The sequence below is a fragment of the Poritiphilus flavus genome (assembly GCF_009901585.1).
GTDB lineage: Bacteria > Bacteroidota > Bacteroidia > Flavobacteriales > Flavobacteriaceae > Poritiphilus > Poritiphilus flavus.
The window spans coordinates 464,505-491,256 of record NZ_WXYO01000005.1 but is presented as its reverse complement, the minus strand read 5'-3'; the positions used below and the strand labels follow the sequence as shown (position 1 = coordinate 491,256).

The 26,752-nt window shown below is 44.7% G+C and carries 23 protein-coding genes and 1 tRNA gene; 12 read left to right on the top strand and 12 right to left on the bottom strand.

The genetic code is table 11. From position 1 onward, the window contains the following. Positions 1 to 54 precede the first annotated feature (54 nt). Positions 55 to 2,184, bottom strand: coding sequence for a carboxy terminal-processing peptidase (locus GTQ38_RS12440; RefSeq protein ID WP_161435846.1), 2,130 nt, complete (start codon positions 2,182 to 2,184; stop codon positions 55 to 57). 195 nt (positions 2,185 to 2,379) lie between these two features. Here GTQ38_RS12440 and surE point away from each other — a divergent pair, with 195 nt between their 5' ends. The 5 genes from surE to GTQ38_RS12415 all read left to right on the top strand — a co-directional run bounded on the left by surE (position 2,380) and on the right by GTQ38_RS12415 (position 7,336). After that, on the top strand, positions 2,380 to 3,159 hold the full coding sequence (surE, locus tag GTQ38_RS12435) for a 5'/3'-nucleotidase SurE (protein WP_161435845.1): 780 nt from the start codon (positions 2,380 to 2,382) through the stop codon (positions 3,157 to 3,159). Further along, a complete protein-coding gene (locus GTQ38_RS12430; RefSeq protein WP_161435844.1) occupies positions 3,152 to 3,436 on the top strand; it encodes a hypothetical protein in 285 nt (94 codons plus the stop codon). Before surE ends, GTQ38_RS12430 begins: the two co-directional genes overlap by 8 nt. Positions 3,437 to 3,469: 33 nt before the next feature. Further along, positions 3,470 to 4,582, top strand: coding sequence for a lipid-A-disaccharide synthase (gene lpxB, locus GTQ38_RS12425; RefSeq protein ID WP_161435843.1), 1,113 nt, complete (start codon positions 3,470 to 3,472; stop codon positions 4,580 to 4,582). A gap of 82 nt (positions 4,583 to 4,664) precedes the next feature. Beyond that, positions 4,665 to 5,219, top strand: coding sequence for a C40 family peptidase (locus GTQ38_RS12420; RefSeq protein WP_161435842.1), 555 nt, complete (start codon positions 4,665 to 4,667; stop codon positions 5,217 to 5,219). Between the two features lie 92 nt (positions 5,220 to 5,311). Next, positions 5,312 to 7,336 carry a ComEC/Rec2 family competence protein gene (locus GTQ38_RS12415; protein WP_161435841.1) on the top strand — a complete coding sequence of 675 codons (2,025 nt, stop codon included), beginning with the start codon at positions 5,312 to 5,314 and terminating at the stop codon, positions 7,334 to 7,336. A gap of 1 nt (position 7,337) precedes the next feature. Here the strand turns inward: GTQ38_RS12415 and GTQ38_RS12410 are convergent, their stop codons facing one another. Beyond that, the gene (locus GTQ38_RS12410) at positions 7,338 to 8,903 is read right to left on the bottom strand and encodes a peptide MFS transporter (RefSeq protein WP_161435840.1); all 1,566 of its coding nucleotides are present in this window, start codon (positions 8,901 to 8,903) and stop codon (positions 7,338 to 7,340) included. A gap of 23 nt (positions 8,904 to 8,926) precedes the next feature. After that, on the bottom strand, positions 8,927 to 11,143 hold the full coding sequence (locus GTQ38_RS12405) for a S9 family peptidase (protein ID WP_161435839.1): 2,217 nt from the start codon (positions 11,141 to 11,143) through the stop codon (positions 8,927 to 8,929). Between the two features lie 165 nt (positions 11,144 to 11,308). On the opposite strand from GTQ38_RS12405, the gene GTQ38_RS12400 reads away from it, so the two are divergent. After that, positions 11,309 to 12,625, top strand: a complete 1,317-nt coding sequence (locus tag GTQ38_RS12400; protein WP_161435838.1) for a hydroxymethylglutaryl-CoA reductase, degradative — start codon at positions 11,309 to 11,311, stop codon at positions 12,623 to 12,625. Continuing rightward, positions 12,625 to 13,557 (top strand): GYDIA family GHMP kinase, encoded by a 933-nt coding sequence (locus GTQ38_RS12395; RefSeq protein WP_161435837.1) that lies wholly within the window; start codon positions 12,625 to 12,627, stop codon positions 13,555 to 13,557. Before GTQ38_RS12400 ends, GTQ38_RS12395 begins: the two co-directional genes overlap by 1 nt. Before the next feature lie 32 nt (positions 13,558 to 13,589). Here GTQ38_RS12395 and GTQ38_RS12390 read toward each other — a convergent pair whose 3' ends face one another. The 7 genes from GTQ38_RS12390 to GTQ38_RS12360 all read right to left on the bottom strand — a co-directional run bounded on the left by GTQ38_RS12390 (position 13,590) and on the right by GTQ38_RS12360 (position 21,320). Beyond that, complete coding sequence (locus GTQ38_RS12390) at positions 13,590 to 15,710, bottom strand: peptidylprolyl isomerase (protein ID WP_161435836.1); 2,121 nt, start codon at positions 15,708 to 15,710, stop codon at positions 13,590 to 13,592. A 106-nt stretch (positions 15,711 to 15,816) separates the two neighbouring features. After that, a complete protein-coding gene (locus GTQ38_RS12385) occupies positions 15,817 to 17,043 on the bottom strand; it encodes a hemolysin family protein (RefSeq protein ID WP_449421291.1) in 1,227 nt (408 codons plus the stop codon). A gap of 62 nt (positions 17,044 to 17,105) precedes the next feature. Further along, on the bottom strand, positions 17,106 to 17,309 hold the full coding sequence (locus tag GTQ38_RS12380) for a hypothetical protein (RefSeq protein ID WP_161435834.1): 204 nt from the start codon (positions 17,307 to 17,309) through the stop codon (positions 17,106 to 17,108). Further along, positions 17,306 to 17,908, bottom strand: coding sequence for an LPS export ABC transporter periplasmic protein LptC (gene lptC, locus GTQ38_RS12375; RefSeq protein ID WP_238857913.1), 603 nt, complete (start codon positions 17,906 to 17,908; stop codon positions 17,306 to 17,308). The genes GTQ38_RS12380 and lptC overlap by 4 nt, the downstream gene beginning before the upstream one ends. A 5-nt stretch (positions 17,909 to 17,913) precedes the next feature. Continuing rightward, on the bottom strand, positions 17,914 to 19,284 hold the full coding sequence (locus GTQ38_RS12370) for a tetratricopeptide repeat protein (RefSeq protein ID WP_161435833.1): 1,371 nt from the start codon (positions 19,282 to 19,284) through the stop codon (positions 17,914 to 17,916). A 41-nt stretch (positions 19,285 to 19,325) separates the two neighbouring features. Continuing rightward, complete coding sequence (locus GTQ38_RS12365) at positions 19,326 to 20,591, bottom strand: hypothetical protein (protein WP_161435832.1); 1,266 nt, start codon at positions 20,589 to 20,591, stop codon at positions 19,326 to 19,328. Next, a complete protein-coding gene (locus GTQ38_RS12360; RefSeq protein ID WP_161435831.1) occupies positions 20,592 to 21,320 on the bottom strand; it encodes a type III pantothenate kinase in 729 nt (242 codons plus the stop codon). Positions 21,321 to 21,502: 182 nt separating this feature from the next. On the opposite strand from GTQ38_RS12360, the gene GTQ38_RS12355 reads away from it, so the two are divergent. The 3 genes from GTQ38_RS12355 (at position 21,503) to GTQ38_RS12345 (ending at position 23,452) form a co-directional block, all read left to right on the top strand. Continuing rightward, a tRNA-Phe gene (locus GTQ38_RS12355) sits at positions 21,503 to 21,575 on the top strand. A gap of 590 nt (positions 21,576 to 22,165) precedes the next feature. Next, the gene (locus GTQ38_RS12350; RefSeq protein WP_161435830.1) at positions 22,166 to 22,633 is read left to right on the top strand and encodes a hypothetical protein; all 468 of its coding nucleotides are present in this window, start codon (positions 22,166 to 22,168) and stop codon (positions 22,631 to 22,633) included. A gap of 483 nt (positions 22,634 to 23,116) precedes the next feature. Beyond that, the gene (locus tag GTQ38_RS12345; RefSeq protein ID WP_161435829.1) at positions 23,117 to 23,452 is read left to right on the top strand and encodes a helix-turn-helix domain-containing protein; all 336 of its coding nucleotides are present in this window, start codon (positions 23,117 to 23,119) and stop codon (positions 23,450 to 23,452) included. On the opposite strand, the gene GTQ38_RS12340 is transcribed toward GTQ38_RS12345, so the two are convergent. Beyond that, positions 23,436 to 23,783: a hypothetical protein gene (locus GTQ38_RS12340; RefSeq protein ID WP_161435828.1), complete on the bottom strand. Its 348-nt coding sequence runs from the start codon at positions 23,781 to 23,783 to the stop codon at positions 23,436 to 23,438. The two genes, GTQ38_RS12345 and GTQ38_RS12340, sit on opposite strands and share 17 nt — an antisense overlap. Before the next feature lie 211 nt (positions 23,784 to 23,994). Next, entirely contained in the window at positions 23,995 to 24,324 is a 330-nt protein-coding gene (locus tag GTQ38_RS12335; protein WP_161435827.1) for a YegP family protein, read from the bottom strand. Between the two features lie 164 nt (positions 24,325 to 24,488). On the opposite strand from GTQ38_RS12335, the gene GTQ38_RS12330 reads away from it, so the two are divergent. Together GTQ38_RS12330 and GTQ38_RS12325 are read left to right on the top strand one after the other, a co-directional pair. Further along, positions 24,489 to 25,460 (top strand): phosphotransferase, encoded by a 972-nt coding sequence (locus GTQ38_RS12330; RefSeq protein ID WP_161435826.1) that lies wholly within the window; start codon positions 24,489 to 24,491, stop codon positions 25,458 to 25,460. After that, positions 25,457 to 26,752 (top strand): ADP-ribosylglycohydrolase family protein, encoded by a 1,296-nt coding sequence (locus GTQ38_RS12325; protein WP_161435825.1) that lies wholly within the window; start codon positions 25,457 to 25,459, stop codon positions 26,750 to 26,752. Before GTQ38_RS12330 ends, GTQ38_RS12325 begins: the two co-directional genes overlap by 4 nt.

Genomic DNA, 26,752 nt, shown 5'->3' with positions numbered 1-26,752 from the left:
AAGAGCAAAAAAAACCCTGAAATATTTCAGGGTTTATTGATTCTTAATGGATGATCAGCCCTTTACACTGGCCAGTTTTCCATTTTTAATATTGTTGATCTTCAGGTCCTGAAGCACATTAATCGCTTCTTCCACATAGACATCCTTAGCCAGGTTCTTATGCCAGCGATCTCTCTTTTCCCTTAAGACCGGATCTTCATTAAACAGTTCCTGCTCGTATTTAAGGGACTTGAAGGTGAGTTTGGAATCGTATTCTGAGATCGACCTAAAGTAGTCGGACTTTTCTTTGTCCTTTTTCTCTTCCTTCTTGTAATCATCGTAGTTCAGGGAAACCACTGTTTCTTCCTGTTGACGCTTCAACCACTTGGCATTCTCCTCGATCAGTTTGATCTGAGGATTCATTGCCATACGCTTCCTGCTATTTTCAATTGTGGCTTCGTAATCAATATATCCATCCCAGGTCTTATAGTTCGCCGGGGTGATCTTGTCCCATCCAAGAGGATTAGACTGATCACGCTCACCCAGGTCTATATAACTGTACTTATCCGGCACAACCACATCGCTTTTTACCCCTTCCAGTTGGGTAGAACCACCGTTGATCCTGTAAAACTTCTGGGTAGTGAGCTTAATGGCACCTAGATCGCCGTGTTCGTTGCTTCTAACTATATTTTCCAATGGGATCACGTTTTGAACCGTTCCCTTTCCAAAAGTCTGCTTACTACCAATAACTATGGCCCTTTTGTAATCCTGCATAGCCGCGGCAAGGATCTCGGAAGCCGAAGCAGATAATTCATTGACCAATATTACCAATGGGCCATCCCATTGAATGCGCTCATCCTTATCCTCATAGATATCCTTATCCTTACCTGAGGAGCGAACCTGTACTATGGGTCCGTCCTTGATAAACAAACCTGCCATTTCCACAACGGTCTTCAAGGAGCCTCCGCCATTATCTCTTAGATCCAATACAAGGCCTTCTACCCCGTCTTCTTTAAGGCGATCCACTTCTTTGGCTACGTCCGTAGCGGCATTCCGCTCGGCATAATCGTTAAAATCCACGTAGAATTTCGGCAAATTGATCAAGCCGAATTTCTGATTATTCTTGATCACTGTAGCTGATTTGGCATAGGATTCTTCCAACAATACCACGTCTCTCGTGATGGATACCTCTCGAACAGAACCATCAACCTTTCTTACCGTAAGGTCTACAATGGTACCTTTGGGGCCCTTGATCAACTTGATGGCATCGTCTAGTCTCATTCCAACAATATCCACAGGTAACTCCCCTTCCTGACCCACTTTAAGGATCTCATCACCAACTTCCAGCTGCTTGTCTCTCCATACGGGTCCTCCGGAAATGATCTCTACGATCCTTGCACCTTCCGGTTTCTTTTGCAGCCTCGCTCCTATTCCTTCAAACTTACCGGACATACTGATATCAAACTTATCCTTGTCATCCGGTGGGAAGTAGTAAGTGTGAGGGTCAAATTCGTCTACTATGGTATTGATGTACTGAACAAACCAGTCTTTTCTTTCCAGATCATCCACGAAATCAAAAAACTCGTCCAGGGTTTCCGTAGTTGCTTCCCTGGAAGCCTCTTCCAATTCTTCCGCGGACTTGCTCTTATATCCTTCTTCCTCTTTTTCTTTTCGCTCTTCGTTTCGCAACTTGGAGTCGAAAGTTCCAATAGTGGCGTATTTCAATTGCTTTCTCCAGCGCTCTTTCAGTTCTGATTTGGAATCTACAAAGGCCTGCTCTTTATAGTCAATGTCCAGGCTCTCTTTTTTGCGATAATCAAAGGGTTCTGAGAGCACTTTTTTATAAACCTCTCTAGCCTCTGCCATACGAATCATCAGACGGTCATATACAAGGTTAAAAAAGCTGATGTCCGTATTCTTTATCTGGTCATCGATCTGAAATTTGTATTGCTCAAACTCCAGGATATCATCTTCAAGGAAATACCTTTTGGTCGGGTCTACCACATCAATGAAATCTTCGAACACATTGGCAGAAAAATCGTCATTGATATTTTTGGGTTCATAATGGCCTTTCTCCAGAACATAAGTGATAAGGTCTAAGAGCAGTTTGTCCTTATCGTCATTTTCGAAAGCTTTGTTGGTGAAGCTGCAGGAAGCTGCAGCGATAACAGTGATTAAAAATCCAAGCGCTAAATTCCTTTTCATCTATTGTTTTTTATGTTGCGTAAGCCGATTCCTGTTAACCGAATGGGCTTCGTTCGTTGTTCACAATTCAACCAATTCTCTAAGATACTGAAAAAACTATGCCAGTCAGCAGTTCAGAGACATTAATTTTTTGTTAAACGAAGTGCTAATTAGGTCTTTAGGAAAAACGTATTTTTGTGCCATAAATTATGTCGGATGCAAAAACCATTGATTTTGGTTACCAACGATGACGGTATAACTGCTCCCGGATTACGTGCTTTAGTGGGTTATATGAAAGAGATCGGAGAGGTAGTCGTCGTAGCGCCAGACAGCCCGCAATCGGGTATGGGGCACGCCATAACACTGGACAACACCTTATATTCCACAAAGATCAATACGGACGCCAAAAACGGGGCAAAAGCGGAGTACAGTTGCAGCGGAACCCCGGCAGATTGTGTAAAATTGGCCCTTCAGGAGCTCTTGGACCGAAAACCCGACATCTGTGTCAGCGGCATAAACCACGGCTCTAACTCCTCCATAAATGTCATATATTCCGGTACCATGAGTGCTGCTATAGAGGCAGGGATTGAAGGAGTTCCTGCCATTGGATTCTCCCTTTGCGATTATTCCTGGGAAGCCGACTTTGGACCTGCCAGGGATTTTGTGATCCGCATTGTACGTGAGGCGCTTGTCCATAAGATCCCCAAGGGTGTTGTGTTGAACGTGAATATTCCAAAAAGCGATAGCAAGGAGATCGCGGGGATTAAAATATGCAGACAGGCGAGGGCAAATTGGAAGGAAAAGTTCGATAAGCGTACCAATCCCATGGGAAAGGACTATTACTGGCTTACCGGAGAATTTGAATTGCTGGACAAAGGCCAGGATACGGATGAATGGGCCCTCGCAAACGGATATATTTCAGTGGTTCCCACACAATTTGATCTTACCGCTCATCACGCCATACAACGATTAAACAATTGGAATTTGAATGAATAATAAAAAAGAAATTGCCATAGGTTTTTTAGTAGGTATTATTGCGAACACTATTGGAACCCTGGTGTACATCCTTATTTTTTCGGACTACGATATTGCCACCACCTTTGAAGTGGCGATAGAACAGGGTCATGTAGGCAGCCTGTTAGCCTTGGGAGCCATATTGAACCTTGTGGCCTTCTTTGGGTTCTTAAAGATCCGGAGAGATGCCAGGGCCAGGGGCGTTTTGATAGCTACCTTATTGACGGCAATGGTAATTCTTTACTACAAGATCTTCTGATCTTGGTCTGGCTGAGATGTTGAATTAAATAGGATGAAATACTACATCATTGCAGGTGAGGCTTCGGGTGATCTTCACGGATCTAATCTGATAAAAGCTATTAAACAAAAGCAAGCCACAGCGGAGATACGCTGTTGGGGAGGGGATCTCATGCGGTCTGCCGGGGGAGTACTTGTAAAACACTACAAGGAAATGGCATTTATGGGCTTCCTTGAAGTATTGCGGAACCTGCCCAGAATCTTCAAAAACATCAGGTATTGCAAGGAGGATATTGCCCGTTTTAAGCCAGATGTACTCATATTTATCGACTATTCCGGTTTCAATCTAAGAATAGCGGAATGGGCACGGAAAGAAGGATTCAGAACCCAGTACTATATTTCTCCACAGATCTGGGCCTCCAGAGAAGGCCGGATAAAAAAGATCAAAAGAGATATTGATGCCATGTATGTTATCCTTCCTTTTGAAAAAGACTTTTATGAAAAAAAACACGACTATCCGGTACATTTTGTAGGCCATCCTCTGATTGACGCCATTGCGGACTTTCCAAAAAAAGACCCTGCGGAATTCCGGAACGAGCACGGACTAGATCCGGAAAAGCCGATCATTGCACTGCTACCGGGAAGCCGGAAGCAGGAGGTTCAGAATATGTTACGACTCATGCTGGCTGTGACCACGGATTTTCAGGGTTACCAGTTTGTAATAGCGGGAGCTCCAAGCCTGGAGGATGAGTTTTACCTTCCTTTTCTAAAGCAAAAAGAAGTAAGTTTTGTTTCCAATAAAACCTACCAGCTCTTAAGTTGTGCGCATGCAGCTTTGGTAACCAGTGGTACGGCCACGTTGGAAACTGCCCTTTTTAAGGTGCCACAAGTAGTCTGTTACAAGGGGAATTGGCTGTCTTACCAGATCGCGAAACGCATCATCACACTGAATTATATCTCTTTGGTAAACCTGATCATGGACAAAGAGGTGGTCACGGAACTCATTCAGGGAAAACTCACGCCAAAGAATATTTCAGCCGAATTAGCCAGGATCGTGGAGGGACCAAAACGCCGTGAACAACTGGGATCTTATGACAAACTGGAACAGAAACTGGGAGGCAAAGGCGCCAGTGAAAAAGCGGCGGAACTCATTGTAAAATCAGTGTAATTCCTCAACTTCCTTGTGTTAGATTCCTGACTTTTCGAATAATTCTATAATTTTAACCTCCGAGAGCCCCTAAATTTCTTGGATGACCCGTAAAATCTTTATTCCTGTCCTTCTCCTTTCCCTGGCCAGCTGTGGGGTGGTTAAAAAGAAGACCACCTATGGCAAAGAGCGGAAAATTACCGTCGAGGCCTCGGAAAAAGACAGTCTTACCACAAGGGAGGAGGCAAGTATCATTCCCGCCCCAGAGGTTACTGACAAAGCAGACGAGATCATCAGAAGCGCGTTGACCTATTCAGGTGTGCGTTATAAATTCGGTGGTACCACAAGGAAAGGCATGGACTGTTCCGGCTTGTTGTATGTCTCATTCGGGGAACACGATATTGCCCTACCCAGGGTTTCGCATCAAATGGCACAGGAGGGAAAACGAATCCGGATCAATCAGGTAACCAAAGGCGATCTGCTTTTCTTTAAAACCAGCAGGCGGGGCAGAAAGATCAACCATGTTGGCCTGGTGGTTGAAGTAGCAGGAGACGACATCCGTTTTATTCACTCCACATCTTCCAGAGGGGTCATTGTTTCTTCATTGCGGGAAGGCTTTTGGAACTACGCCTTTGTAAAAGCTACCCGGGTACTCTGATGCTACCAAAACTCATTAAATAATACATCATACTGCTGTTAAACTGCAGTCCTAAGCCTTAAGATAGCACGGATAAACCAGGTTTATCCGTTATGAAATTATTAGACTTCATTCCTATCAGGCTGACTATCTTTCTGATCTTAGGGATCCTGCTTGGAGATTGGCTCCAGATCTCCGCTCCTTTTGCGTTAATCACAAGTTGGCTTTTACTTGCTTTGCTGGGATTGCTGTTTTTGGGCAAGTACAGGCGATGGTCCGTACGCTTTGGCCTGCTGACCTTCGCCCTAACGAGTTGCATCGGAGTTTACCTATACAGCTATGCGAATCATTCGGAACGCGGGGAACATTATACCAATCATCAATATCAGGGAGTACGTTTCTGGCATTTAAAGATCAGCAAAAAGCTTAAGGCCACTGACCACTACAGCAGGTATTATGCCGAAGTTATCGCTTTGGACAGCCTGCAAAGATCCGGCCGTATGCTGCTGACAAAAAGCCTGGAAAATGGATCGAAATTCCAGGTAGACGATGAACTGCTGGTATTGGCACAGGCCATGGAAATACGAAAGCCATTGAATCCCCATGAATTCAATTACAGCAACTATCTGAACAAACAAGGGGTACTACACCAGATCCGTCTGGACAGTCTGAATCATCGTCTCTTAAAAAATAGCCGGGCCACCCTAAGGGGTATGGCAGCCTCTATCAGGTCTACGGTGATGCAGAAGCTGGAATCCAGAGGTTTTGGAAAATCGGAGCTATCGATAATTCAGGCGCTACTCCTGGGAGATCGTATGGAGATCTCCCGTGACACCTATGAAAGCTATCAACGTTCCGGGGCTGTACACCTTTTGGCCGTTTCCGGCCTGCACATTGGCATTGTCCTTCTGATCCTACAATTTCTTTTGAAGCCACTTGGCGTCCTTCCGGGTGGTAACAAGCTACAACTACCCATTATTTTGCTTGCCCTTTGGGGTTTCGCTCTATTGGCCGGACTGTCTCCCTCTGTCATCCGGGCGGTCAGTATGTTCTCTTTTATAGCTTATGCCATGTCCTTAAACAGGCCCAACAATATACACAACACCCTGGCGCTTTCCGTACTTTTTATCCTGCTCGCATTTGATCCATTGCTGTTATTTCAACCGGGTTTCCAGATGAGTTATGCCGCAGTCATCGCAATTGTAAGTGTTTATCCGCGATTCATGCGGTTTTGGTTGCCCAGGAATGTTTTGGTACGCAAGATCTGGCAATTGACTTCAGTTTCCATTGCAGCCCAGCTTGGGGTATTACCCATAAGCCTTTATTACTTCCATCAGTTTCCGGCTTTGTTTTTAGTTACTAACCTGATCATCGTTCCTTTTCTCGGTATACTTCTGGCTTTTGGAATATTGGTTGTAATTCTCGCCTTGTTAGACTTGCTGCCCAATGGATTGGTATGGATCTATGATTCCCTCATCCGGGGCATGAACCGCATTGTGGATTGGGCGGGTAGACAGCGGGCATTTGTCTTTGAGGATATTCCATTTGATTTTGCCCAACTGATAATTTGTTACTTGCTTATCTTTTCTTTCCTGGCTGTATTGGACAAATTCAAGTTCCGACGCCTGGCCTTGTTAATGTCCGTGTTCATCTTACTACAAGCCTGGACCGTAATTCGGGATTATAAGGTGGCCGGATCAGAACGTATTCTGGTCCTGCATCAGTACAAAAATACGGCCATCCTTCATCAAAAGGGATCTAATCTAGCCTTATACAGCCGGGATCCCTCCAGATTAGACTACTTTCTGAGTTCCTATAAAACCGCGGAGCGGATCAAAACCATCACCTTTAAAGAACTAAAGAACGCCTATACCATAGGAAGTGAAAAACTGCTTGTACTGGACAGCTTAAGCAGGCATCCCCCATCAGGTATTCAGGTAGACTACCTCCTGATAACGCAATCTCCCAAAATACACCTGGGGCACTACCTGGATCAGCTCAAGCCCAAACTGTTAATCGCGGATGGAAGCAATTACGGCACTTACATAAAGCGGTGGCAGAAAACCTGCGCCAAAAGAAAACTCCCTTTTCACTATACAGGCGAAAAGGGAGCATATATTTTTGAACAGTCACCTTAGGCTAACGATCTGCCATTTCCACTTCTTCAGTGGCCTCTCTGGCTAAAACGGTCTCTTGGTCCTCAGCTCCATGAGTAAGGCGTTTTAAGGGTTTAAGCAGCAATAACACCAATACTCCAAAAAGTACGGCAAATACAAACAGGCCTCCAAAGACTTTCAATTCTCCTGCCTTTACAGAACTTTCCCCGATAATTCCTGCCACTTTATTGCCTAAACCGGTCGCTGCCCAATAGACTCCCATCATCAGCGCCATATATCTGGCCGGGGCCAGTTTGGTGAAAAAGGAGAGCGAGACCGGAGACAGGCATAATTCCCCGATAGTGTGGAATAAATAAGCCAACACCAGCCAGTACATGGCTGAACTTCCTTCACTTTCGTACTGCAGGGAAGCGAATACCATGTACACGAAACCTATTCCCATAATTATAATTCCAACCCCCATCTTAAAGAGGGAGGAGGCTTCTTTACCTTTTAGTTTTCTCCTGGCCCAAAAATTGGCAATGGCCACCGCCAATAATATTATGAAACCGGCATTGGCTCCCTGGAACCAGGCTGCAGGCACTTCCCATCCCAGGAACATACGATTGGTCTTCTCCTGGGCGTATAAATTCATCAAGCCACCCATCTGCTCAAAGCATCCCCAGAAAACCATCACCATCAGAAGGGATAATAACAGCACCACATAACGGTCTTTTTCTACCTGGCCGTTAAGGTTCTTATAGATCATCATCATCATTCCTGTGATCAGGGAAAGTACGATGAACAGTGCTCCATAGCCCCAGTGATCCGGTCCTTCAAAAGTGAATCCGGCGTAGAGTGATAGAGCCAGCAAAACCACTACAATCCCTAGTTGGAGAGGGGATTTAAGCAATTGTCCGAATAAGGTAGACAGGCTGATATCCGACGATTTTTCTTCTACAGTTGGTTCGTTGCCAACATGGGTCAGGAAGCGTTGGCCGTACAGATATACCAGCAAACCCATTAACATTCCGATCCCCGCCAATCCAAAGCCGGAATGCCAGCCGTATACGGCTGCCACAAGGCCAACGGATAGAGACGCGATAAATGAGCCAAGGTTGATACCGACATAGAAAATGCTGAATCCCTTATCACGCCGTATATCATTCGGCTTGTAAAGTCCACCAACCATAGTCGAAATATTGGGTTTAAGCATCCCAACACCCAATATCACCAGTCCGAGACCGGTATAATAGGCCCAAACCGCATCAATAGCAAGGACTCCATGACCGCAAGTAAGTAATATGGCCCCAATGGTTACAGCCTTTTTCTGTCCAATGATCCTATCTGCGATAAACCCTCCGGGTATCCCCATAACGTATACCAGCATAGTGTACCATCCGTAAAGTGCCAGGGCCTCAGTACTGGTCCACCCCAGACCGCTTTGTGGGTCATTTTCCAGGGTCTGTGCAGTCATATAAAGGGTAAGTAGCGCCCGCATTCCGTAATATGAAAAGCGTTCCCACATTTCGGTAAAAAACAGGACATACAAGCCTACCGGGTGTCCAAATAGCTCTCTTTGATGAGCTGGTCTTAAGGTGTTTGCCATAATGTATATGTAGTTTAGTTAGTCTAGCCTTTGATCATCTCCTTCTCCGGAACTTCCTGTTTTTTTGATGGGAGAGCGCCTAAATTCTTGTGGATGAAGTCCGTCATTTTGGTATAGAGATGCAATCGGGTGTTACCACCGTAAATACCATGTGTTTTGTCCGGGTACATGGCCCATTCAAATTGTTTGTTGGCCTGTACCAATGCTTCTATCATTCGCATGGTATTTTGGGCGTGAACATTGTCATCACCCGATCCGTGAACAAGCAGGTATTTTCCTTTTAGCAATTCGGGGTAATTCAGGGGGGAATTCTCATCGTAACCACTGGGGTTCTCCTGAGGGGTAAGCATATAGCGCTCTGTATAAATGGTATCGTAAAATCTCCAACTGGTTACCGGAGCAACAGCGATGGCCATCTCAAAAGTGTCATTTCCCTTTAAGAGGCAGTTGGTAGACATAAAGCCCCCATAGCTCCAGCCCCAGATGCCGGTCCTATCCTCATCTATATAAGGAAGTTCACTTAATTTCCTGGCGGCGGCTATCTGGTCTTCCACCTCATACTTCCCCAGTTCCTTTTGTGTAACCTTCTTAAAGTCTCTTCCTTTGAGTCCGGTACCACGTCCGTCTACACAAGCGATGATGTAACCTTCGGAAGCGAGCATCTGATGCCAGTAGTCGTTGGCACCCATCCAACGGTTGGCCACCTGTTGAGATCCCGGTCCACTGTATTGATACATGAAAAGAGGATACTTCTTTGCCGGATCAAAATCCTTGGGTTTGATCATATACATATTCAGATCGTTCCCGTTGATATTGATCGTAGAGAATTCTTTAGGGCTCAACTCGTAACCGCTTAGTTTTTTCAATAAGGCATCATTGTTTTTAATGTCTTTTATTTTCCTACCGGATTTGGCTTTGTGAAGGCTATACTCCGGAGGTGTTGCTGTACTTGAAAAAGAGTTGATGAATACGGAAAAATCCGCGCTGAAATCAGCCCGGTTCGTTCCTTCTCTTGAGCTCAGTCGAGTTTTACTCTTCCCATTGGCGTTGATGCTGTAAATATCCCTGTTGATAGAGCCATTCTCGGTAGACTGGTAAAAGATCTTTCCGGAATCACCGTCATATCCATAGTAATGGGTAACCTCCCAGGGTCCTTTGGTAACCTGGTTTTTGAGCTTACCGTCAGCTCCGTAGAGATAGATATGATTGTTTCCATCCCTTTCGCTGGTCCAAATGAAACTATCATCGGAAAGGAAGGTAAGGTCGTCCGTAATATCTACATAGGCCTCATCTTTTTCTTCCAGAAGCACAGAGGCTTCAAAGGTTTCGGCATTCACAAGCCACAATTTCAGATCATTCTGATGCCTGTTCAGCGTTCGGACGCTCAAAGAGGACGGATCATTCATCCATTTTATCCTGGGGATGTAATAGGGATTATTTAATTCGATGGGAGTAGTTGTACCCGACTCAACATCGTACATATGTAAAGAGACCTTGGCATTTTCTTCCCCCGCCTTAGGGTATTTAAACTGTTGTTGTGAAGGATATAGGGTTGTGCCGTAAATGTCCATGGAAAACTGAGGTACATTAGTCTCATCAAATCGTAGGAAAGCAATGTGGGTACCATTTGAATTCCATGCAAAGGCACGGACAAAGGCAAACTCTTCTTCGTAAACCCAGTCGGTTATCCCGTTAATTATTTTGTTTTTTTCTCCATCTGTGGTAAGCTGGCTGGTCTTGCCTGAAGGGAGATCCAGAAGAAAGAGGTTGTTCTCCCTTGCATATGCTACTTTATTTCCATCAGGAGACAGAGAAGGTTCCTGAATCTTGGTTTCGGAAATCCTGGTAGCCTGTTGGGTCTTCAGGTCGTAGACGTAATAGATCCCAAGTCTTGAATGTCTGTAAACCCGTTCCACCTCTGTTGCAAGGAGAATTTTGGATTCATCGTCACTAAAGGAATAAGAGGTAAAAAAAGGAATGCCTTTGGCAGCATCCGACGAAACTAAAGTTGCCGTTTTTTCCTGAGACTCATAGTCGTATTGATCTATGGAACTCCTTTTGCTGGCCCTGTCAATATTTAAGACGGTGTACTGCTCTCCATTTTTCATGGAGCGCAATACGTCCATACCTTCTGTCCTAAAACTTCCTCCCCAAATATCTTCCAGGCTGATCTTCTGCTGAGATAGTAAAACTGTACAGCTCAGGAATGCCAAAAGAAACAAAACAACGGGTTTTTTCATGATCACAAAATTTTTATTAAATCTTCCAAGTTTACTAATATTTTACCTAAAAAAAGAACTTTGCGCCTAAAACCTTAGAACTTTACGCGCGGTTCTGACTATTGAGGAATCTAAGCTTCACTTCCGCCCGTAATCCTTATATTTATCCTCCAAAACACGGAATACATGACCGCTCCTATCGAAGGATTTTCCAAGCTCTCCAAAGAAGCAAAGATCGATTGGATTGCCAAAAACTATACCGCCAAACCCGAAGCTGCAAAAGAACTCCTCAAAAAATACTGGAATTCGGATACCCGCGTGCAAAAGCTGCATGATGAGTTTATAGAGAATACCATAAGTAACTATTACCTGCCCTTTGGGATCGCGCCAAATTTCCTGATCAACAACAAATTATATGCCATTCCAATGGCCATTGAAGAAAGCTCGGTAGTAGCTGCAGCCAGCCGTGCGGCCAAGTTCTGGCTGAGCAGGGGCGGGTTTCAGGCGTCGGTCAGTGGCACTGAAAAAGTAGGTCAGGTTCACTTTAAATACAATGGTGATAAGGAAAAGCTCGGGCGATTTATCGCTTCACTACAGCCTGTTTTTCTTTCTGAAACCACTGAGCTTACCGCCAAAATGGAAAAAAGAGGCGGTGGGATAAAACAGATCGAGCTAAAAGACAAAAGCTCAGACCTGGCAAATTACTTCCAGCTGCACTGTACGTTTGAAACGGTGGATGCCATGGGTGCCAATTTTATCAACTCCTGCCTGGAACAATTCGCGGCCATACTGGAAAGGGAAGCCAGGAATAATTCGGAATTCGACGAAAACGAAAGGCAGCTTGAAGTTGTCATGAGCATCCTTTCTAATTATGTGCCGGATTGCCTGGTAAAGGCTAAGGTGAGCTGCCCTATAAGTGAATTGAACGAAGACAAAGGCCTTTCTCCCGAGGAATTCGCGGAAAAAATGGTGCAGGCGGTCGCTATCGCAAAAGCGGAACCTTTCAGGGCCGTGACCCACAACAAGGGGATCATGAACGGTATAGACGCTGTAGTCCTCGCAACAGGTAACGATTTCAGGGCTGTGGAAGCCGGTATTCACGCCTACGCGGCCAGCGAGGGCAGATATTCCAGCCTTACCCATGCGGAGATCAAGGATGACATTTTCTCTTTTTGGATTGAAATCCCTTTGGCAGTTGGTACTGTGGGCGGACTTACCAGTCTGCACCCCCTGGTAAAACTGGCACTTGAAATCTTGCAAAACCCCAATGCCAAAGAGCTGATGCAGATCATCGCGGTTGCCGGACTGGCGCAGAATTTTGCCGCCCTGAGATCGCTGGTAACAACCGGTATCCAGCAAGGCCATATGAAAATGCATTTGCTGAATATGCTCAATAAACTGGGTGCCAGTGAAGAGGAAAAAGTAGCCCTGATCCATCACTTTAAGACCCATACCGTTACCCATAGCGCGGTGGAAGAAGCGATCCATAATCTACGTAAATAATGGAAAGGGAATTCCGCAGCAATGGCAAACTTCTGCTCACCGGAGAATACGCCGTACTCGATGGTGCACTTAGCCTGGCCGTGCCAACCCGCTTCGGTCAAAGCCTGAAAGTTCTGGAGAATAATTCAGGCCTTATACGTTGGAAAAGCCTGGACCAGGACAACAAGGTTTGGTTTGAAAGCGAATTCCCCGTAGATATACTTACGAATACCTCCAAGGACACGGATACTGACGATATAAGCCTGATGTTGATGAAGATCCTTAGCCAGGCCAGAAACCTCAACCCAGATTTTCTTGAAGGCTCCAGGGGCTATGAGGTTGTAACCCAATTGGATTTCCCACGAAACTGGGGTTTGGGAACATCGTCTACCCTGATCAACAATATTGCGCAATGGGCTATGATAGACGCTTTTGATCTGTTACATGGCAGCATTCCAGGAAGCGGATATGATATAGCCTGTGCACAGCACAGCACAGCAATTTTATACCAAATTGAAGATTCCAAACCACGGGTTACTCCTGTAGATTTTAGCCCGCCATTTCAAGACCAGCTATTTTTTGTATTCCTCAACAGGAAGCAGAACAGCAGGGAAGCGATCGCGCACTACAGGGAGAAGACCTTGAACAAAGCGGAACTCATAGCTGAGATTTCCGGGATCACAGAAGGTATGGTCAATTGCAATGATCTGCATGACTTTATACATCTCATGGAAACTCATGAGCAAACCCTTTCTGAGGTTCTTGGTCTGGATACTGTTAAGTCTTCTACCTTCCCTGACTATCCCGGAGCAGTTAAAAGCCTAGGTGCCTGGGGCGGGGATTTTGTACTGGCCGCGGGCGAACCAGACAGCCCTGTGTATTTTAAGCGCAAAGGCTATGCTACCGTTTTCGCATTCAAGGACCTTGTACTAAACAAAAAAGCAGGCCGTTAAGACCTGCTTCTTCTTTTATAAAATATGTTTTCCTAGTAAAAGGTCGCCCTGTTGTCTTCGATATCCGCTTTCTTTTTCAAAGCGTTGTATACTGCTGAATTTACCCTGGCAGCATTTGAAGATTGTAGTGTAGTGGCGTATGTCGCATAATTGTCCAACTGAGGGGCGTCCTCCTTTTTAGTCACCTCGATCTTAAAGACCCCGGTTTCCCCTTCCAGGAGCTCAGAGGCAGTACCCTCGGCCAGGGCGAAGGCGGTCCCTACAATAAGAGGTTCTCTTCCCGCTCCCGCAATGGTTGGGGTTTTTACGGTCAGGGCTGAAGCATTCGATATACTTTGGCCGTTATTGGTCGCAAGGTCGTCCAGGGATCTTCCGCTGTTGGCGGCAATGATCTGGGCGGCTTTTTTCTGCTTTCTGAGAATAGGGAGTACCCTTCCGGAGGCATCTTCTACACTCATCAATCCTTTATCATACTCGCCGGTTAGCTGAACAACAGCATATCCGTTATTGATACTGAAACGCTTGATGTCCCCTATCTTGGTATCGTCATTGAAAGCCCATTGCACGATTGTTCGCTGAGCCCCAAGCCCTGGCAGGTTCTCGTCTAACTGTTTGAGCTTATTGACTGGTCTTACCAGGAATTCGCTTTCCTTTGCAACATCGGGAAAGGATTTATCCGAAGAAGTCGTAGCCATTTCAAATTTGGTGGCGTCCTCAAAAAGTTTATTGATGGTTTCCTCAGATGGTTCTATATCCCTGCTAAGGGTAGCGATCTGAACTACATCTTCCTTATCATCCACCTTTACAATATGAAAGCCGAACTCAGTCTCTACCAGTCCGATATGACCCACATTATTGCCAAAAGCAAAATCATTGAATTTTGGGGTCATTATACCTTCCTGAAAAAATCCGAGGTCGCCTCCTCTTGGAGCAGAAGGCCCGTCTGAATTGTCTCTGGCCAACTCGGCAAAAACGGTCCCGCTTTTAGTGGCTTCTTTAAGCAGTTCGTTTGCTCTTTCTTCTGCTTCTTCTTTTGTCCTGGTGATCTCCGGACTAGCTCTCTCAGCACCTTCATAGGTGATAAGAATGTGACTCGCCTTTACGGAGCCATTTGGCCTGCGGGCTATCATACGGGAAACTTTAAAGGCGTCTCCATCCCTGTAAGGACCGTAGACTTCCCCTACCTGAAGATTCATCAGAGTATCTGCAAACTGAGATGGAAGTTCCTTTTTAGCTCTGAAAATCGTGTCGAATTTGGTATCCGAATTACGATCAAGGAATTCCGCAATATTGGTAGTCCTCAGAAAACCCGGGATGGTGTCTGTGGTATCCTGCTCTTCAAAATACTCCACTGAGTCTTCCAATAGCTGGCTGATCTGATCCTTTATAGCTGCCTCATCTTCCGGAGATGGCTTCTCCTCAAAATACACAAATTGCAGGTCTCTGGCCGGATCCTGTTCGTATTCATCCTTGTGTTCAGCGATGTATTCCGCGATCTCGTTCTTGGAAACTACTATGGTACTATCCGGAACGGAAGCGTAAGGTATACGCACATAACGGATATCCACTTTATCGTTGGCCAGTTTATAATCCAGCTCTCCTTCTTTGAGGGTTGCCCCGTTTCCGGCCTTGATCAGGTTAAAATAGGCCTGTTCTTTTGCCCGGTCTATGATGGATTGCTCGTCTAGCAGCCAGTCGTTATACTGATCCGGCGCACTTTGCTTAAGTTCGATGATGAAATCCCTGAACTTCGACTCGTCAAAAACCCCGTTTTCGTTCATGAATTGTGGGTTGGAGGCCAGGCCAGGACTGGATTTAATAACATCAATGATCTGATCCTGCTCAATGCTGATCCCAAGATCTTCAAACTGTTGTCCGAGTATGGCTGAACGCTCAACCTGGTTCCAAACGGTATTCACCAACTGCATGGAAGTAGAAGAAGGGAAACCGGAACGGGAAGCCCGCTCAACTTTTCTTCTGAACTCATCAATTGAAATTTCATTTCCGTTGATCTCCGCTATGGAAGAACCTACCTTCCCTCCTGAAAAATCGTTACTGGTAAAGATCCCGGAAATGACGAAAGCGAACAGCGCCATCCCAATAATAAGGATCAGTACCGTGGTACGCTTTCTAATATTCTCTAAAATCGCCATAATGCGTAAAATTTAAAATTATCCCGACTAATATCGGGTGGCGAAATTACCATTTTCTGCCTAATAATAAAAGTTAAATCCTAATGAGATAGCTGCTTAGCCGGCCTTAATCCTTTTCAAGTACTTCCATGGTGACCAGGTCTATTTTTGTGCTGGACACTTCCAGGACGGTAAAGAGAAAGTTTTCTACCTGTATCCTCGAATCCTGATCCGGGATCTCCCCGGTCTCATTGACGATCAGCCCTCCAAGGGTTTCATATTCTTCGCTTTCAGGTAAATCCAGTTTGTACTGTTCATTGAGGTAGTCCACTTCCAATCGTGCGGAAAGCTTAAAGCTGCCCGGCCCCAATTGTTCTTCATGAAGGTCTGTGGAATCGTGTTCATCTTCTATTTCGCCAAAGAGTTCCTCCACAATATCCTCTACGGTCATAATGCCTGAAGTACCTCCGTATTCGTCAAGCACTACAGCGATACTCTTGCGTTTCTTGGTAAGTACATTCAGGATATCATTGATCAGCATGGTTTCCGGCACAAACTCCACAGGCAAGAGTATACTTCTTATGGTCTTGGGTTTCTTAAAAAGCTCAAAAGAATGGACGTAGCCAATAATATCGTCTATGGTATCCCTATACACCAGTATTTTGGAGTAGCCGGTCTCTGTAAACAGCTTAGCCAGGTTTTTAGGAGTTTCGTGCAATTCTACCGCGGTGATCTCCGTTCTTGGCACCATTACTTCCCTGGCCTTCACTGCGGAAAACTCCAGGGCGTTCTGAAATATCTGTATTTCGGAGTCTACCTCATCTTCCTCTTCCACCGTTTCCATTTGTTCTGTAATATAATCCCCCAACTCCATTTTACTAAATGCCAGTTGTACCTCATCCCCATCTGTCCTGAAAAAGGTTTTCAGGATAATATCTGAAACCTTGATCACGAATTCAGAAAAAATCGAAAAAAGCAGGTAGAAAAAATATGCCGGGATGGCCAGTACCTTTAGCAGGGTATTTGAATAGATCTGAAATAGCACCTTAGGCAAAAATTCCGCAGTGATCAGTATAACAAGCGTGGAAACCAGCGTCTGTGTCAGCAGGTTAAAATCTGTAAGCATAAGGTGCAGGAAGCTATTGGACGGTGTCAGGGTCTGAAACCAGCTTACGAGCAGATCACCCATATACAAGCCGTAAACTACCAGGGCGATATTGTTGCCGATAAGCATGGTAGCGATAAACTTTGAAGGTTTTTGAGTAAGACGGGTCAGCACTTTTGCAAGTATCCCTTCCTGTTTTTTCTCAATTTCAATATGGATGCGATTCGCCGAGACAAAAGCGATTTCCATGCCCGAGAAAAAGGCGGACAATAGCAGTGAAATCAGAATGATAATTACTGGGGTCTCCAACGCTAGTTCTGATTTTCCTTTTTGCGCTTCTCAAATCGTTTGCGGTACCTGCGCCTGAACAGGAACATACCAAGGGAGGCCAGGCCAAAAAAGATAAAAATATAGGTCCCTTCCCTGTCCGTGTTCCACTTAGTGGCTATCTCGTATAAACATACCAGGAAAACGCCCAGGTAGAGGTACTCTGTATATCTCAGTATTTTGATCATGATTCATCTTCTTTTATGGTCATCAGACCATAGGTCTTATGTGCTTTAAAAAAATTCAGGTCCCTTCGGAAGTCCATGCCTTCACCGTCCATTATGGTCCCGTCTTCCGGATTGGTGAATTTGAACTTGGCCTGGGTGAAGATCCAGTCTTCCGTTCTGTCCCAATACAACTGAGGGGTTTCCAATTTCTTGCCGTCATGGGTCTCTATCACCACGTTCCCTTGCAGGTCAATGATATTTGTTGCGGAATAAATGATACCGTAGTCCGCAACTATGGTGCTTTTATTGTGCTCCTCGTCGAAGAAATCAACTTTCAGGCCCTCCGGAAAATTCCAGTATTTAAATCTCAGGTTGTCAAAATCCTCCGCGATGGTGCTATTCAAGATAGCGATTAATTTAGTATCGCTACTATCTTCACTCCCTACTTTTTCTACGGTTTCCGTATAGGTAAGCCTGAAGTTCTGGGCCACGCCCTGTGGGTAGATGAGTTCCTGAGCTTCCTCACCTATACGCTTGTAATTGTCCTTACAAGCTAAAAAAAACATTGCCATAGTAAGAACCATGGCAATGCACTTATTATTTCCGAAAAAGGATTTCATTTAACTTATAGACTGGGCACTTTTACGCTGCCTCCAACCCAACAACTAAAGGTGATGGATTTCCCGGCCAGACCGGAATTAAATATATCCGTTTTGGACGGCGCCTTAGCACTGTAACTGGCAGCCGACTGATTAGCTCTTCCACTCAATGAAGGATCTACCCTTCCCGCTTTTCTGGCCATATCCGCAGCCCTCCAGTACACCGCTCTTTTTTCGAATGGTGTACTACCGCATTGGTTAGCACTGGTAGCGTAGAGATTGGCAATTAGCAAATAGGCTTTTCCATTAGCTGAGTTCGCGTTGATCGCTTTCTGAGCATAGGTTCTCGCCGAAGATTTGCTACTTTTCCTCATAATAGTGGCGATCTTATAAAGGATATCTGATTTTTTGTACGAATCTGTTTCCAGTTCAACCGCCTTGTTGAAATCCGCGATAGCTCCTTTGTTATCGCCAGCTTTTTGCTTGAGAACCCCGCCGTACATATATGCACTGGCCGAAGGCTCAAGGGCCAACTGAGCTTCAAATAGTTTTCTAAACATAGGATCGTCTGTACACTCTTTTCCGAACATACGTCCTACGGCTCTTTTTACCCAGGTAATATCACCTTTCTTGGCATCGAAACTTTTTTCGTAAAGTGGGATAAGGTTGCTGCAATCTGCAAGCGCTCCCAATTTGCTGTCGATACTTCCGTTGATCTTACCGTACGACTTGGAGTTGGTAGTCGCCACCCGAAGTTTGCTTTTTTCTTTCTTAGTAAGCGTTCCCAAGGAATCTTTTGGAAGCAACTGAGTTACAATGTTGGTAAGTTTCTTATTCTCTTCTTCAATTTTTTCAGTAACGTCATCGTAAGTATCGAATACTGACTGAAGATCCTGCTTACCTTCTCCGTGAAGATCTACAAGGCTTGAGAAATAAAGGTAAAGTGCTTTTGGATTTTTGAAATTCTTTCTGTCTTCTTTAAAGGCTTTATCCAAAGTATTGTAAAGCTCTTCATTAGAAGCCATTTTGTTGTCGTATAGCAGTAATGCTTTTTTAACAGATACGACGCCGAGTGGGTATCGCTTTGGAAAGTGGACCCCACCGTTATCCCAAAGGGTAAGAAGGTCCTGGATAAAACCGTCTTTCTCTCCTCCGGAGCTGTTTTTTATTTTGTGTTGAAGGATTTTTTCCCCCAGTGAAAAGTTCGCCTTATTTATTGCAGGGCAATTTTCATAAACCATCTTCCAGGGCGTATAAGCCGCATCGTAATTTTTTACTTTGGCGTGTTCCGCGTATATGGAAAGATTGGTCATACATTCAGGATTTTGAGCCTGCGCATTACTTATGCCAACCATGCCCAAAACCGCGATCATCATTAAGTAAAGTTCCTTTTTCATCGTGTTAATAAGTTTAAAGCGGTTAATGTACTAAATTTTTATCAATCTATCTGCCTTTTTCTGAACCATAAGTCGTTTAAAGACAGTCCTAAGTTCACTTTAAGATAACTTTCTTGAATTAAGTCCGCTGTTGTAGTTCCTTTCCTACCCAATTCAAAACCAAGGTTAAGATTGGAGAAATTACCACCCAGCGGTAAGCCAAATCCAAAAGTTATGCCAAAGTCTTTGATCTCTTTATCATTAACAATTAATCCGGTGTTCTGCATCCGGACGCCTGCCCTATAAGTAACGCGTTTTAAATAACCTGAAAAGGAAGAATAGTCTGGTATAAAGAAGCCTCCCAAAGTAATCCTATTGGCATCCTGATAGCGCACATTTTCTACAGTAGTAAAATCATTGGTAAAAGAACTCAGTTGCTGGAAGCTGTATTCTGCCCCCAGGAACCATTTTTTATCCTCCCCAAATCCCAGGCCCAGAGTGGTCGTTGTGGGGAGTTTCAATTCTGTATTGCGAAGGTTTTGCGCGTCCAGGTCTACCTCAATAACTTCGATCTCTTGCAGGGAACTCAAAGAAAAAGACCCGATCCGTTGTGAATTTTCGGAAGTTAAGTTAGCCTGAGTATTTACGGTAACTGAGGTAAACAGGGTGTACTTATCTTTGATCATCGGGGTATAAGTCGCTCCGAAATTAAAGTCGAAACCGTTTACTTTGGATTCCCTGCGATCCAGGGTACCAAATTGCACATCCTCTACACTTTGTACTCTTTGGTTTCGCAATTCCCCGAAGTTATAACTGGCGGTTGCCCCTATGTGCACATTCGGCACCACCTGATATCCCAAAGAGACATAGGCCTGGTTTAGGCCCCCGTCACCATTGAACTGATTGGTGACGGTTTCCCCATCGCCATTGGTACTCTGATCAATGATGTTGTATCCTACGGAGGTAAACGGTTTTAAACCAAAACCTACCCCGAGTTTCTGACTGAGTGGGAATCCTATAGAAAGGTATTCCAGGTTGGTGACACTGCTGTTCTCTTCTTCGGTAAAGCTACTGAGGCGCACTTCGCGATGGCTCAACCCTACGGTATATGTAGTAAGTCTTAGTTTTCCGTAAGCCGCCGGGTTTCTGAGGTTGATGTGAATGCTATCGGTATACATGCTCAACCCCCCCATCATTTGATTGTCTATAGTACCTGCGGATCTCAATTCACCAATACCGAAAAAAGAGTAGGGAGAAACAGTACCATTTTGAGCATTCATGTAAAAGGCGGTAAGGCATATAACCGCGACGAGAATCTTTCTTACCATCTAGCGTTTGTTGTATTCCAGCAAATAATTCAAGCCTTCCAGGAGAAAATTAGAATGCGCAAATATGGTATTTTTTAGTCGTTTAGACAAAAATTGGGCGTCGCCCCCTGTTAAAATAACTGTTAAATCTTGAAAACGAGCAAGGTACTGTTCAATTACCCCATCAATCTCGTTACAGATACCGTTGACCACCCCGCTGTGGATACCGGATTCGGTGGAGTTACCAATAAAATCCAGAAGCTCTGAAGGTTCCAGTAATGGTAGTCCGGCGGTATGTTCGTGTAGCGCGTTATACCGCATTCTAAGACCGGGAGAAATGGCTCCCCCGAGGTATTCTCCATAGTCGTTTAGCATATCATAAGTAACGCAGGTCCCGGCATCTACAACCAGGGTATTGCCATTGGGATTGCGGTAAAAAGCAGCCGTGGCAAGGGCAATGCGATCTACCCCCAGGGTTTGGGGTGTGGCATAGGAATTTTTAAAGGGTACCCGGGTGTCATGGCTTAGGAAATGCACCTTGCAGAAAATGGAAAGTACCGCCTTGTCCCGGCTATCCATAGGGCCTACGGAGGCCACCATGGCGTGGCGTATATTGGGGAAGCGATCGAACAGTTCTTTCACCTTGTCGGAGAAGCGGAGGAGCTCCGTTTTTTGGAAAAAAACCATATTGTTTTTGTCAAAAACCGCAAGCTTTACAAGGGTATTACCGGCATCTACGATCAGGTTCATAATGCAAAGATCACAAAAAGAAAAAAACAACCGGCTTTTTTTACTATTTAGTTTGTAGTTCCTAAATTTGAAAGTATATTTGCCCCCGCCTTCGCAAAAGCGAGTGCTTTTGCTTCGGCGGACGCAAGCCCGCCAGAACTGGCAAGTTGAAATCTGGTTTCGGCTCAAGAAATTGAAATACTGGTACCTTAGCTCAGTTGGTAGAGCAACGGACTGAAAATCCGTGTGTCCCTGGTTCGATTCCTGGAGGTACCACATCAAGCACAAAACCCTGACGTTTCAGTCAGGGTTTTTTATTTCCAGGAGCCGTGAAAAGTATACTTTTCTAAGGAAACTGGGAATAAAATACACTGCCGCAGGTAGTGGTTTTGTATTTGCATAAGGGGTATCAAAGGAACAACGAGCAAAGCGAAGTTATCTCCTAGAGGTACCACATCACTCACAATCCGGACGCTACTGTCCGGATTTTATTTTCAGGAGCCGTGAAAAGTATACTTTTCTAAGGAAACTGGGAATAAAATACACTGCCGCAGGTAGTGGTTTTGCACCTACACTCCGGTAGGCAGGTTTGCAGCAGGTTAATAGGTAATTCTACATTAAAAAGCCTCAAACAGCTGGCAGATACCCCTGAGATAGATGTTATTGTTTTTTTGATCCATTGCTAAACGGATACGTTAAATACCATGGAAAAGCAAATCAAATTCGTGCCAGAGACGATTTAGATGCACTTCTAAGTACTATTGATAATTCAATAGGAAAACTTTCCTTTGCTGAGTAATTCACTTTGAATTTTCCTACATTTCCCTTACTTTTATCTTTCCCGGTCACTTTAAACCAAACTCGAAATGAAAAATGCACTATTGGCGCTGTTTTTGCTTCCCCTTATTTCTTGTTCCTCAGATGATTCCGACGGAAATATTCAACAACAAGACCCTATAATTGGAGAATGGGTAATTATTGAAAGTGGAGCGACCTTTGATGATGGAGATCAGTTCGTAGAAGTTAATCCCTGTAGTAATGCTCATAGACTATTTATTTTTGAGGACGGTCTGCTTGATTCGGAACTTCGGGGGTTTAACAACGGGGCCTGTAATCTGGACTTAATACGCACTGGTGAGTGGGTGAAAACCACCAGTAACGATTTCCCAAATGCAAATTATCGTCTTACATTTAATGCTTTACCTGATGTCGATGATGAAGTGTTGAGCTATGCTAAAATCACCTTCTTTAGCAGCACTATGAGAATTGAATATGAAGATGTTAAAAACGAAAGCATCTTTGATATGACGTACAGAGTCTATCGAAGAGAATAGCGATTTTGATCCGGTTTCCAAAAAGAGTGATCAAGCGCTGAAGAAATCATAGGCTACAGCAAAATGTAGTTGGATTATTCCTCATTGGGAAGCGGGTAAGGGTTATCATGATTATTACAAGAAAAAGATCTATTGGGGCTCAGGTCTAAATCCCCAGTCAGAAAAGCTATCCGTGTCCTGGATGTACAAACCTCATGAGCTCTCCCACAAGCGGTGGTTTTGTGCCTGCGCTACGGTAGGCAGGATTGCTTCAGGGGTATAAAAAGAACAACGAGCGAAACGAAGTTATCTCCTGGAAGTACCACATCACTCATTATCTCACGATTTTCTACCAGGATTACTACTTTTGTAGCACAGTTAAAAAGTCAAAATCAAAAGCTTCTTTAATCTTGTTATTGACTAACAGTAAGGAAAGCCACAATTTTCTCTTTTTGCTCATTTTATATCAAAAATTTACTAATTTTAACAAAAATAGCTGAAATTTTGACCTCTGAAGAAGCCATTTACTTTAGAAAAAAGCTGGGTCTGACCCAAAAAGAGCTGTGCGCTGTTGTCGGATATTCCGTGGGCACCGTAAAGCGATGGGAAAACGGTACCATCAAGGTTCCCCGACCGGTCGAAATCATTTTCGGCTATATTCAGAAGTATGAAATGGGCCCGTTACCGGAACTGGTCAAGTCTTTAGACAACTATGTTGAGCTCAGAATTCAGGAAGAGAACGAGCTAATTTGGAAACAGCTTAACATATTCCGGAAACGGTTAAAAGAGCAGGATCAGGAGAAACTCGATTCTGGAAAGAATATCAGGCAGTCTTTTTAGAACTGTTGATAACCTTGATACCCGCCACCCATTTCATTTCTTTTTCTTTTAATCCAATCAAAAATTTACAAGTTTTGCAATCGTGAGTGTGAACCATGAAATGCAAATGCTTTAAGGCCTCCTTGGAGTTTTCCTTAAAGAGAATAGCCTCTTTCTCAGCTTTGAGATCCTTCACCTTGTGAACTGCGATGATGTCCAATAGCAGTACTTCAAAAAATCGCCGTTGATCCTCGTCGGCCACTTCAATACAAAGCTCCAGGCCTTTGATCACTTCTTTGAGTCCGCCAGGAAATGCCTCTATCTCCTGAGCGAGTTTTTCTTGTAGGGTCATTGTTAGTTGTTGTTTTGTTTGTAGTAGTAAAATAAGAAACTAGACCCACAGGCCGATCATCCTTGCCGAAATAATAGCGTTTTTAAGGATAAAAAGCTGCATCCCTTGTAGGAAAAAGAGGATGCATAAATGATCAGCCAAAAAAAAACAGCCTCGGACGAAGGCTGTTTCTCCCGCTATAAAATATAGATTGATATAGCGAAAATTTCCTTTAAGAATTGTCTACAACCCCGGCACCGGGTGCATTCTTCTTAACCGAAGCGATCCCCTTGGAGCAGGTTGCTGAACTGGCGTACATCTGACTTGTACCGATCACCTGTCCGTTAGAAGCTTTGAGGTTAAAACGTGGCTTTCCGTTCTTCGCAACACTTACGTCGAACATCTTATCATTCTGTGAATTCTTTCTTACGGATTCGATTCCGTTCTCGCAGGCAGACTTGGTATTGTAGCCCTCACTACTGAGGATCACCTGTCCGTTTGAGGCTTTAAGATTGAACCGGAATTTTCCGGCCTTGTCTTTTTTGATTTCAAATTTTCCCATAATGGTCTGTTTAATTTTTCCTAAACATACTAATAAACTGCCGACAATTCCAAATAACATTCTGGAATACAAGCAGAATACCTCTTATAATGCCTAAAATGTGAATACTTTCTGTAGGCTTTTTTTTCTTTTGCGACTATATTGCGTAAAAACACCTTGTTAATTTGAGAAATGTTGACCTCCATTCCACCCCTGCAGATTTGCAAAAACTACTCAATGCCAAAGGGTGGCTAGGAAGCGGAGAAGAGATTCAATCCATAGCCAAAGCCGGCGAAGGAAATATGAATGTTGTACTCCGAATTCAGACGAATTTGCGATCGTTCATCCTAAAACAATCCCGCCCCTACGTACAAAAATACCAGCAGATACCCGCGCCCCTGGAGCGTATATCCGTGGAATATCAGTTTTATTCAACGGTCCGTGGCAAGGCGATAGATCCCTATATTCCAGCCATTGAGGCCTATGACGAGGAAGATTACCTCATGCTGATGGAAGACCTGGGGACTTTTGAGGATATGACCTCAATATATCATACGCGCGAGATTAGCCCAAAGGCCCTTCAGCAATTGATCAGCGTGCTTAAGGCCATCCACCAGGCGGATGTACCCGCTACTTTTCCAAAGAATACGGCTTTGCGTGAATTGAATCATCAACACATTTTTGTACTCCCATTTATGGAAGACAATGGCTTTCAGCTAAACGACATACAAGAAGGCTTGCAAGAGCTTTCCATGCCTTTTAAAAAGGATATAGCATTGAAAACCGTGGTTAATAGCCTGGGCGAAAAATACCTCTCCGAGGGCGAGGTTCTCATCCATGGCGACTATTATCCCGGAAGCTGGATGAGCAACACCGAACAGGTTTTTGTGATTGATCCCGAGTTTAGTTTCAGGGGATTTCCCGAGTTCGACCTGGGCGTTATGGCCGCGCACCTCATCATGGCCAGCATGGATGCTGAGTCGCTCAATACCCTTCTACACGCCTACGGACCCGGGCTCAATTCCGGAATGGTAGGGCAGATAGCAGGTATAGAAATTCTGCGCAGGATCATAGGACTGGCCCAATTACCACTCCAAAGAAGTATTGAGGAAAAAGCGTATCTTTTGACTACCGCCAGAAAATTGGTATTAGAATGAAAAAGACCTGCATATTTTTTGGGTTACTGATTGGAATATTGACCTTTTCCTGTAAAGATCCAAAGCCGACCCTTGATATTCCCGAACCCAAAAAACAGGCCTATACCAGCGATTCCCTAAAGTTGTCCGCTGAGGAGTATTATGATAAGGTCCTGGGCGCCCTGGTAGGTTCTGCTATTGGAGACGCGATGGGGGTGTCTACGGAAATGTGGCACAGAAATGACATCCGCAGAAAATACGGCTATATTACAGATATCCCGGATGGGATACGGGTGCAATCCCCGGAAGGCCCCTGGGAGCACAATCTGCCCAAAGGCGCAACAACGGACGACACCCGTTGGAAACTTCTCATGGTGGGCTACTTCAATCAGCATCCCAAAAATCTAAAGGGGTCGCATTTTATAAAATACATTTCGGATTACTACAGTTCTGTTGCTTCAAAGCTTTCTGACAAGGAGATCCTCGCAAGTCCGGATTCGCTGGATTCAAGGTTGGAAAAAGTAGATTGGATCAAAGAATGGGCAAGAGTAGCCATGGCCTATCAGCAAAGCACTCAGGCCTTTATGGAAGCCCGCAACCGCTTTTACGGCGGTGAGATGTCTTGCGCCGGAATGTTATATACCCCAATGTTCGGCCTGGTAACCTCCAGTCCTGAAGAGGCCTATACTCTGGCCTATGACCATACGGTCTTTGATCTGGGCTATGCCAAGGATATTGCCGCGCTACTGGCCGGAATGACCCATATGGCTTTGAGGACCAGTAATATGGATTCCATTTTGGATGCGGCTGCGGTAATTGATCCGCTCCGCTATCAGGACAGCCGATTAGTCGGGCGTATCTCAAATTCCATCAGTGAAACTTCCAGGCGAACCGTATGGATGGCCCGGGAGGTGGAGGTTCCGGATTCTGTGAACCTCAAAGACTCCCTGGAACTAAAACTACCTCCAGAGTTCGGAGGCAGCCCTACGGAATGGGCCCAACAGGAATTTGCTTACGATATCTTAGACAGAGACAAAAGAGCCATCGCTTTTCACGCAGCTGAGATCTGGCAGATCCTGATCACAGGCATGGAATTCGGACAGGGAGATTTTGAGAAGACCCTGCAATTCATTATCAACTACGGCCGGGATAATGACACCGTGGGAGCCGTGGCCGGAATGATCTTAGGAGCCAAGGAAGGTTACAGCAAACTACCTGTAGATATGCGTATGGAAGTGCTGGAAACCAATCGGGAACTGCTGGGTATTGATCTGGAAGATATGGCCAGAAGGATGGCCGGTCTGCAACCGTAA

What these genes read in the sequence shown, in the direction of transcription:
- GTQ38_RS12400 (WP_161435838.1), top strand. Translation starts at nt 11,309, where the DNA reads ATGACCGCTCCTATCGAAGGATTTTCCAAGCTCTCCAAAGAAGCAAAG.
- GTQ38_RS12325 (WP_161435825.1), top strand. Translation starts at nt 25,457, where the DNA reads ATGAAAAAGACCTGCATATTTTTTGGGTTACTGATTGGAATATTGACC.
- GTQ38_RS12350 (WP_161435830.1), top strand. Translation starts at nt 22,166, where the DNA reads ATGAAAAATGCACTATTGGCGCTGTTTTTGCTTCCCCTTATTTCTTGT.
- GTQ38_RS12420 (WP_161435842.1), top strand. Translation starts at nt 4,665, where the DNA reads ATGACCCGTAAAATCTTTATTCCTGTCCTTCTCCTTTCCCTGGCCAGC.
- GTQ38_RS12385 (WP_449421291.1), bottom strand. Translation starts at nt 17,043, where the DNA reads ATGGAAATCGCTTTTGTCTCGGCGAATCGCATCCATATTGAAATTGAG.
- GTQ38_RS12405 (WP_161435839.1), bottom strand. Translation starts at nt 11,143, where the DNA reads ATGAAAAAACCCGTTGTTTTGTTTCTTTTGGCATTCCTGAGCTGTACA.
- lpxB (WP_161435843.1), top strand. Translation starts at nt 3,470, where the DNA reads ATGAAATACTACATCATTGCAGGTGAGGCTTCGGGTGATCTTCACGGA.
- GTQ38_RS12440 (WP_161435846.1), bottom strand. Translation starts at nt 2,184, where the DNA reads ATGAAAAGGAATTTAGCGCTTGGATTTTTAATCACTGTTATCGCTGCA.
- GTQ38_RS12415 (WP_161435841.1), top strand. Translation starts at nt 5,312, where the DNA reads ATGAAATTATTAGACTTCATTCCTATCAGGCTGACTATCTTTCTGATC.
- GTQ38_RS12410 (WP_161435840.1), bottom strand. Translation starts at nt 8,903, where the DNA reads ATGGCAAACACCTTAAGACCAGCTCATCAAAGAGAGCTATTTGGACAC.
- GTQ38_RS12335 (WP_161435827.1), bottom strand. Translation starts at nt 24,324, where the DNA reads ATGGGAAAATTTGAAATCAAAAAAGACAAGGCCGGAAAATTCCGGTTC.
- GTQ38_RS12370 (WP_161435833.1), bottom strand. Translation starts at nt 19,284, where the DNA reads ATGAAAAAGGAACTTTACTTAATGATGATCGCGGTTTTGGGCATGGTT.
- GTQ38_RS12365 (WP_161435832.1), bottom strand. Translation starts at nt 20,591, where the DNA reads ATGGTAAGAAAGATTCTCGTCGCGGTTATATGCCTTACCGCCTTTTAC.
- GTQ38_RS12395 (WP_161435837.1), top strand. Translation starts at nt 12,625, where the DNA reads ATGGAAAGGGAATTCCGCAGCAATGGCAAACTTCTGCTCACCGGAGAA.
- GTQ38_RS12390 (WP_161435836.1), bottom strand. Translation starts at nt 15,710, where the DNA reads ATGGCGATTTTAGAGAATATTAGAAAGCGTACCACGGTACTGATCCTT.
- surE (WP_161435845.1), top strand. Translation starts at nt 2,380, where the DNA reads ATGCAAAAACCATTGATTTTGGTTACCAACGATGACGGTATAACTGCT.
- GTQ38_RS12360 (WP_161435831.1), bottom strand. Translation starts at nt 21,320, where the DNA reads ATGAACCTGATCGTAGATGCCGGTAATACCCTTGTAAAGCTTGCGGTT.
- GTQ38_RS12430 (WP_161435844.1), top strand. Translation starts at nt 3,152, where the DNA reads ATGAATAATAAAAAAGAAATTGCCATAGGTTTTTTAGTAGGTATTATT.
- GTQ38_RS12380 (WP_161435834.1), bottom strand. Translation starts at nt 17,309, where the DNA reads ATGATCAAAATACTGAGATATACAGAGTACCTCTACCTGGGCGTTTTC.
- GTQ38_RS12340 (WP_161435828.1), bottom strand. Translation starts at nt 23,783, where the DNA reads ATGACCCTACAAGAAAAACTCGCTCAGGAGATAGAGGCATTTCCTGGC.
- lptC (WP_238857913.1), bottom strand. Translation starts at nt 17,908, where the DNA reads ATGAAATCCTTTTTCGGAAATAATAAGTGCATTGCCATGGTTCTTACT.